At 35.0% G+C, this 1503-nt stretch carries 3 protein-coding genes; all 3 read left to right on the top strand.

What is annotated here, in order from left to right; genetic code table 11:
- Positions 1 to 327, top strand: a 327-nt coding sequence (locus FJR38_RS11080) for a DUF6156 family protein (RefSeq protein WP_217360006.1), incomplete at its 5' end; no start/stop codon positions are given.
- Between the two features lie 167 nt (positions 328 to 494).
- Positions 495 to 950: a hypothetical protein gene (locus tag FJR38_RS11075; RefSeq protein WP_168494303.1), complete on the top strand. Its 456-nt coding sequence runs from the start codon at positions 495 to 497 to the stop codon at positions 948 to 950.
- Between the two features lie 345 nt (positions 951 to 1295).
- A partial coding sequence (locus FJR38_RS11070) for a hypothetical protein (protein WP_168536992.1) occupies positions 1296 to 1503 on the top strand: 208 nt, incomplete at its 3' end.

Here is a 1503-nt window from a genome sequence, read left to right as displayed (position 1 = left end):
GTGAATATCAGTATGACAAGCCGTGCAGATACTCCTCCGACAAACTCGGTTAGTTATTTTGGTAGTTGGAAATCCTACCAAATTCCTTTTGTGCCTGTAGAACCTATTTCTCAAGAGGAGGCACAAAAACGTCGGTCGTATTATGTGGGATACTACAACAGTAGTAAACAACTTGAACGGTTTGAAAAACACCTTGATGGTAAATTAGAGTGGCAAGATAAATATATCTATTGGGATAACGGAAAATTAAAAACCAGAAATATGATTAAAGCTGATGGTTCAGAAATAAATCAAAACTTTGATCGCAATGGAAATATTATCAAGTAGTCTGTGCTTGATATTTTGGCGTTGCTGAATTAGGGTATGAATTTAGATGTAGAGACGTTCCATGGAACGTCTCTACAAGGGTTTGAAAATCATCAAAAAAATTTTCATACCTCAAATCAGCAACTTCGGAATCGCTAATCTCTTTGCAGATATCAGATATCTAATCAATGATAATTCGACATCAAAACTATCAAGGCAAGCAAGTAATCAGCCTGATTATACTTAGTTCACTAATACTGTCTTGTAGTCATGTTTGGCAGCAAAAGGAGGCTAAGTTAGAAACATCCAAAATTGAAAGTTTGGCTCGTATTAAGTTACCTGCAAGTAGTCAAAATATCCAAGTTCATACTGAATCTGGTATTGATAAACTAATTATTATTCGATTAGTTTTGAATAAAAAGGATCTAAATTCTTTTTTGAACAATGCTGGATATGTAAAACCATTAAAACAGGGATTTCGTCCCTTTACTTCCGAAGAATTTAAAAATATTGCTTGGTGGAATCCCGATGATGCAAAAGAAGTTATGGGAGGATTTTTGAATACTCAAAAATGGGCTAGTGAGATCATGGTTGATACTTCTAGTCCCAACCCTGTAGTTTATTTTAAGGCTCATGATTTGTAAGTAGGAATCGCCAATCTCGTAGGGTGCGTTAATGAAATGTAACGCACTATGTTTATATTTCTTCGGTGCATTAGTGTTACGCAATGAAGCTTACATCTTCTTTGTATGAGGAAAATGCAGAAATCGTGAATGTTAATGAGGGATATTTTGGTAGATAAACCTATTTTTCATAACCTATGAAAAAATCCTTGGATAGATATCAAAATATACTTCTCCTTTTTTTGATGATCAGCTTATCCTGCTGTTCTTATTCAATTGGAGAAGAAGGTAATTATAAATCAAATGGTGCGAATAAGAAAATGGAAGGCTAACACAATACTATTACCGATTACATTATTAGTAATCATGACTGTAGCTGCCTCTGGTTTGAATGGATGTACATCTTCAGAAAATGTGAATATCAGTATGACAAGCCGTGCAGATACTCCTGGGACAAACTCGGTTAGTTATTTTGGTAGTTGGAAATCTTACCAAATTCCTTTTGTGCCTGTAGAACCTATTTCTCAAGAGGAAGCACAAAAACGTCGGTCGTATTATGTGGGATACTACAACA

The organism is Anabaena sp. UHCC 0253, assembly GCF_009712085.1.
In the GTDB taxonomy this organism is placed as follows: domain Bacteria; phylum Cyanobacteriota; class Cyanobacteriia; order Cyanobacteriales; family Nostocaceae; genus Dolichospermum.
The sequence above is the reverse complement of the archived record's forward strand: the minus strand, read 5'-3'. Positions and strand labels throughout refer to the sequence as shown.

Excerpts from the sequence above, each read along its gene's own strand:
- FJR38_RS11075 (WP_168494303.1), top strand. The coding sequence starts at position 495 with ATGATAATTCGACATCAAAACTATCAAGGCAAGCAAGTAATCAGCCTG.